7 protein-coding genes and 2 pseudogenes are annotated in these 5,416 nt (G+C 39.4%); 5 read left to right on the forward strand and 4 right to left on the reverse strand.

Translation table 11 applies throughout. The annotated features are described in order from the left end of the window. The coding region (locus AP75_RS14565; protein WP_221404551.1) for a hypothetical protein at positions 1-180 on the reverse strand (180 nt) is incomplete at its 3' end. Between the two features lie 218 nt (positions 181-398). Between AP75_RS14565 and AP75_RS13640 the strand changes: the two genes are divergently transcribed. Continuing rightward, entirely contained in the window at positions 399-929 is a 531-nt protein-coding gene (locus AP75_RS13640) for a tyrosine-type recombinase/integrase (protein WP_242589847.1), read from the forward strand. Next, positions 901-1,035: pseudogene (locus AP75_RS14950) on the forward strand (IS91 family transposase); the annotation flags it as partial. The gene AP75_RS13640 and the pseudogene AP75_RS14950, both read left to right, overlap by 29 nt. 277 nt (positions 1,036-1,312) lie before the next feature. On the opposite strand, the gene AP75_RS13645 reads toward AP75_RS14950, so the two are convergent. The 3 genes from AP75_RS13645 to AP75_RS13655 form a co-directional block, all read right to left on the reverse strand. Beyond that, on the reverse strand, positions 1,313-2,374 hold the full coding sequence (locus tag AP75_RS13645; protein ID WP_088264982.1) for a serine hydrolase domain-containing protein: 1,062 nt from the start codon (positions 2,372-2,374) through the stop codon (positions 1,313-1,315). A 251-nt stretch (positions 2,375-2,625) separates the two neighbouring features. Continuing rightward, positions 2,626-3,168: a GNAT family N-acetyltransferase gene (locus AP75_RS13650; RefSeq protein WP_088264983.1), complete on the reverse strand. Its 543-nt coding sequence runs from the start codon at positions 3,166-3,168 to the stop codon at positions 2,626-2,628. Positions 3,169-3,196: 28 nt separating this feature from the next. Next, positions 3,197-3,376, reverse strand: a complete 180-nt coding sequence (locus tag AP75_RS13655) for a hypothetical protein (protein ID WP_031501587.1) — start codon at positions 3,374-3,376, stop codon at positions 3,197-3,199. 168 nt (positions 3,377-3,544) lie between these two features. On the opposite strand from AP75_RS13655, the pseudogene AP75_RS14750 reads away from it, so the two are divergent. The 3 genes and pseudogenes from AP75_RS14750 to AP75_RS13665 form a co-directional block, all read left to right on the forward strand. Continuing rightward, positions 3,545-3,673, forward strand: a pseudogene (locus tag AP75_RS14750) (tyrosine-type recombinase/integrase); the annotation flags it as partial. 57 nt (positions 3,674-3,730) lie between these two features. Beyond that, positions 3,731-4,429, forward strand: a complete 699-nt coding sequence (locus tag AP75_RS13660; protein ID WP_242589849.1) for a tyrosine-type recombinase/integrase — start codon at positions 3,731-3,733, stop codon at positions 4,427-4,429. Continuing rightward, positions 4,413-5,416 (forward strand): IS91 family transposase (locus tag AP75_RS13665; protein ID WP_088264985.1); only part of this gene is annotated, 1,004 nt, incomplete at its 3' end. The genes AP75_RS13660 and AP75_RS13665, both read left to right, overlap by 17 nt.

Raw genomic sequence — 5,416 nt, forward strand, 5'->3', positions numbered from 1 at the left:
AATATCAACCTTTTCGGAAAAATATAATTGGCAGTATTTGGAGAATAAGATATTGTCTTCAAAAGAATGCGCAACATTAATTCTATCAATATACCTTGCCAACTCGTATAAATTTCTTTCGCCTAAATAATTGGAAGGGTTATTTTTTAATTTTGAAATATCGTTTGCAATTCTATACATAATATTGGTTTAAAATATCGCACAACGTTTCGGCGCTTGGCGAAGAAGCGGTTTTCGAAGCACTAAACTGTCCGCCAGCACTGAACTTGATACGAAGCACAAAGCTTCATTTAAGCACTGAACCCGCTTTTTTGCCAAACGCCTGTTGAACTAAACCTCCGGTAGCTTTTCCATTCGCCGTTTTAGTAACTTTGTTTTTATTAACCTTTTAAAAACTCATGAAATGGCTACAAAAAAAATCTACTGAGGATTTAAGGACAAAAAAATTCCTGAATCGTGCCTCGAGCGAAGTTAATGGTTTTGCCGAACTTCTGCAACGCTTTGAAAGAAATATTTCCATCCTGGGCAGAAGCAAGCGTACCTTCGACAATTATTCCCGTCACGTTGCATCCTTAGCGCTTCACTTCGGTAAAATCCCTACCGAATTAAACCCGGAAGACATCAAAGATTACCTTTTTGAACTTCAAAAGCGATCAAAAACCCCTTCTCAGTCGTACTTTAAACATACCGTTTACGGACTGCGGTTTTTGCTGAAAACCGAAGGCTTGCCTTACAACTACCTCCATCTTCCCGCGATTCCAAAAGTGAAAAAACTTCCCACTATTTTAAGCCGTGAAGAAATCTGGCGATTGCTTAAAAGTGCTGAACTCCTGAAACACAAACTGCTCATCGGCCTGATCTACGGTTGCGGACTGCGCTGCATGGAAGTGCGGAATATCAAACTTCACACCCAAAACGCTGCTCAATAAATGCCGGTGCTGCAAGGAAGGAAACCTTGTGACCATTGCTATTTTCGGGCAGCGCGGTCCGCCACAGGATTTTCTTTTCGTCACCCAACCTTTGTCTGCGAAATAAACTTTGCGGGTAAGGGAAACTGTGTTTTGCAGCGAAGAAAAACAGCAGAAAACACCCTCAAAGACCACAAAAGGTCACAAAAAAAAGCAGTCCTTCCGAAAAACTGCTTTGTGATCCTAAATTCTAAAAACGACATCCCCATAAGAGGACCATCATACCGCTGAAAAGCTACCGGAGCTTCCGTTCAACGGGCTTTCATCTTCTGTCCTGCAGACAAAACGACCCGAACGAAGTGAACAGAGCGAAGCTCAAGGTTAGTTATTATCTGCAGACTATTCTATTTTGTTATTTGGTCAATAAAACCGTGAAGTTTTTTAAGTTCAATTCTTCCACGATTTTTTTCTCCAAGAAAACAAGTTGTAACAATTATCATTCTTAAATCAGGAACAATACAAATAATCTGTCCTCCATAACCAACTGCTACAAAGGCTTGATGTCCATTTGTTTTTCTTCGCCACCAATAATATCCATAACCATTTGCATTTGGTAAAACATCCCAAGAATCCAATTTTACTTGTTCTGCGGTAGATTCTTCAATCCATTTTTCAGATACAATTTGTTTGTTTTCAATTTTCCCTTTGTTGAGAATTAAAGACCCGAACTTTAGCATATCATTTGGTTTCATAAAAAGTTCAGAACCTGCCAAATTTCTGTTTAGAACATCTGTATCCCATTTTGTTATTTTTAAAGATAGTGGATTGAACAAGTTTTTGTCAGCAAAATCCTTCAAACTGGAATCTACCAATTTTGAAAGTGCTGCTCCGAAAACATAAGTTTCGCCAGAACTATAGTTGAATGTATCTCCTGGATATTCTTCAAAAGGTAAGTCTAGCATAAATTTTACAGGGTCTGAAGAAAACCCCATGGCGCGAGAAAGTTGACTATTTTCAGTATAATCAAAACCACCTTGCATTGTCATTAAATGTCTTAATGTTACTGTTTTTCTAATAGAATCATTGGTAATTTTTCCTTCAATGTTTGAAATGTTATTAAAATTATCTCGTGAAATATCATATTCTGTAAGAATTTTTAAAATTGGAGTATTAAGGTTAGAAAGTAATCCTTTATCTTTTGCAATTCCCGCCAAAATTGAAGTGATACTTTTCGTTACAGATTTTACATTAAAGATTGTTTCTTTATTAGCTCCGTTAAAATATTGCTCATAAATAATTTTGTCATTTTTAGAGACAATGAATGAGCCAATAGAAGGAATTGAATCATTAATTTTTTTTGTGAATTCTTCAAAAAAAGGTTTATTTTTTGTTTGTGATTTTATAGTTGAGGAGAAAAAAATAAAAAAGAATATAAAGGAAATTTGATATATTGATTTGTTTGTCATTGTTTTACGTTTATTCTTATGAGTTTACAGATAACGGTGGGGTATTTCTGTAGGCGGGCTGAAAATACAAAAACTTCCTACTTGCCAAAAATTGAATTACTTGCTAAAATCTTCGATGAAAATTGCTTTGTGTATCTAAATTCTAAAAACGACATCCCCATAAAAGACCAAAATGCTGTTGAAAAGCCACCGGAGCTTCCGTTCAACGGGCTTTCATCTTCTGTCCTGCGGACAAGACGAAAGCTTAGTTATTATACGAGGTTGCAACTTTTCCATTCATTTTTAGTAATTTGAAATAAATCCATTTGTTTGTTACTATATTCTATTTTTCTATTAAAATTCATTGCATTTTTAAGCGCAACATTTTTAGAGTTTACGTTTTCAGGAATTATTATTGAAACTAATCTTTCGTGAAAATTATTTTCAAAAGCGAAATCTCTACACTTTTTTGCGCTTTCAATTGCGAAACCTTTCATTCTGTGTTTCGGAAGAATTGAATATGCAACTTCAAGTTCAAGTTCATTTTCAACTTCACGCACTAAAAGTCCGCATTGTCCAATTAATTCGTTATTTTTTTTAGAAATTAAAACATTTTGACCACCCAAGTTATTTTCATAACGATTAAAAGTCCATTCAAACCATTTTTCGCATCGTTCGTTTGGTGTTTTATACTCGTCCATTCCGAGCATTTTGGTTACATAATCGTCTTTAAATAACTCAATCCACTTTTCAAAATCAGAATGTTCTAATTTTCTGAATTTTAATCTTTCTGTTTCTTGATTTGTTATAAATATTTCATTGAATTTTTGTTAAGTCTTTCTGTTACGCTGTTTTATGCAATCTCGTATAACGTTTCGCAGCTTGGCGATGTGGCGGATTAAGGAAGCCTAAACTTTCGGTTAAACATTGACTTTGCATGTACAAAACCAACTTCAAATTAAGCTCAAAACCCGCCATATTGCCAAACTGCTGTTGAACTAAACCTCCGGTAGATTTTCCCATTCGCCGTTTTAGTAACTTTGTTTTTATTAACCTTTTAAAAACTCATGAAATGGCTACAAAAAAAAATCTCCGGAGGATTTAAGGACCAACAAATTTCTGAATCGTGCCTCGAGCGAAGTTAACGGTTTTGCCGAACTTCTGCAACGCTTCGAAAGAAATATTTCCATCCTGGGCAGAAGCAAGCGTACCTTCGACAATTATTCCCGTCACGTTGCAGCCTTAGCGCTTCATTTCGGTAAAGTCCCTACCGAATTAGACCCGGAAGACATCAAAGATTACCTTTTTGAACTTCAAAAGCGATCAAAAACCCCTTCTCAGTCGTACTTTAAACATACCGTTTACGGACTGCGGTTTTTGCTGAAAACCGAAGGCTTGCCTTACAGCTACCTCCATCTTCCCGCGATTCCAAAAGTCAAAAAACTTCCCACTATTTTAAGCCGTGAAGAAATCTGGCGAATGCTTCAAAGTGCTGAACTCCTGAAACACAAGCTGCTCATCGGCCTGATCTACGGTTGCGGACTGCGCTGTATGGAAGTAAGGAATATCAAGCTTCAGCATTTGGATTTCGACCGGAAGATGCTGCATATCGTGCAGGGAAAAGGCAGCAAAGACCGCTATGTTCCCCTGTCCGAACATTTAATCAGAGGCTTGAAAACCTTCATCAGTATTGAGAATCCGGTTCAGTATTTATTCAATGGAAACCATAACAGGAATATTGAAGAGATTGATGCGCTCAGCACAGGGGCTTCACGGTCTGCCAGCAAAGATTTCGATTCCCGCTACAGCCAGCGCGGTGTTCAGTGGGTGATCAAGACCATCTCAAAAAAAGCCGGCATCACCAAAGAGGTTCACACCCATACTTTGCGCCACAGCTACGCCACGCATCTGCTGGAAGACGGCGTTCCGATCATCATGGTACAGAAACTTCTGGGTCATGAGCGTATTGAAAGTACAATGGAATATCTTCATGTGTGCCAGCTCTCGGACCAAAAACCGCACAGTCCTTTGGATACCGTTTTCGCTTTGTGCCGCAAAAATGGAATCCCGAAGTAAGGGCGGAAGTGTAGCCGAAGTTCTTCGCAAAATCAATTTATCGGCCCGGAATTTTACGGCTCATCAGGAAAAAACATTGCGGGCTTTGTCCTATTGTCGGACTTCAGCTTTGGGCGGCCATATCGATGCGTGTGATGGCTGCGGAAATATGAGCATCAGTTACAACTCCTGCAGAAACCGTCACTGTCCCCAGTGTCAGGGACACAAAAAGGAAGAATGGATCCAAAAGCGCGAACAGGACCTCTTGCCGTGCACCTATTATCATGTGGTTTTTACACTGCCGCAGGAGTTGAATGGGCTCGCAATATCCCAGCCCCAACTCATTTACAAAGCCTTGTTTGAGGCCGCCTGGGCCACTTTAAACCAGTTCGGCAAAACCGAAGGCCTGCAGCTGGGCATGATTGGTGTTTTGCACACTTGGGGACAGAACCTGAGCCTTCATCCGCACCTGCACTGCATTGTTCCTGGCGGCGGAATTGATCATCACGGAAAGTGGAAAAAGAAAGTACGAACCGATAAATATCTCTTCTCTGTAAAAGCGATGAGCAAAGTATTCCGGGCAAAGTTTGTGGCTTTATTGAGAACTTCGGGAGTAAAAGATTCCAATTTAATGGAAAAACTATTCGCCAAAAACTGGGTCGTCTATGCCAAAAGACCTTTTGGCGGTCCGAAACAGGTGATTGAATATTTAGGCAGATACACCCACAAAGTCGCCATCAGCAATCACCGCATCAAAGAAGTTACCGATAAAGAAGTTCGTTTTGGCTACAAAGATTACCGGAAAGGTGGCGAAAAAAAGGAGATGACCCTATCCCATGTGGAGTTTATCAGGCGCTTCAGTCTTCATATTCTGCCCAGAAGGTTTGTGCGGATCAGGCATTATGGAATCCTGAGCAGCAGCTGGAAACGCGGGAAACTCCAGGCTCTGCAATCAGATTTAAAGATCAATATCCCGGAGGTAACACCCAAAACGCTGCTCAATAAATG

Source organism: Kaistella haifensis DSM 19056, assembly GCF_000735695.2.
In the GTDB taxonomy this organism is placed as follows: Bacteria; Bacteroidota; Bacteroidia; order Flavobacteriales; family Weeksellaceae; genus Kaistella; species Kaistella haifensis.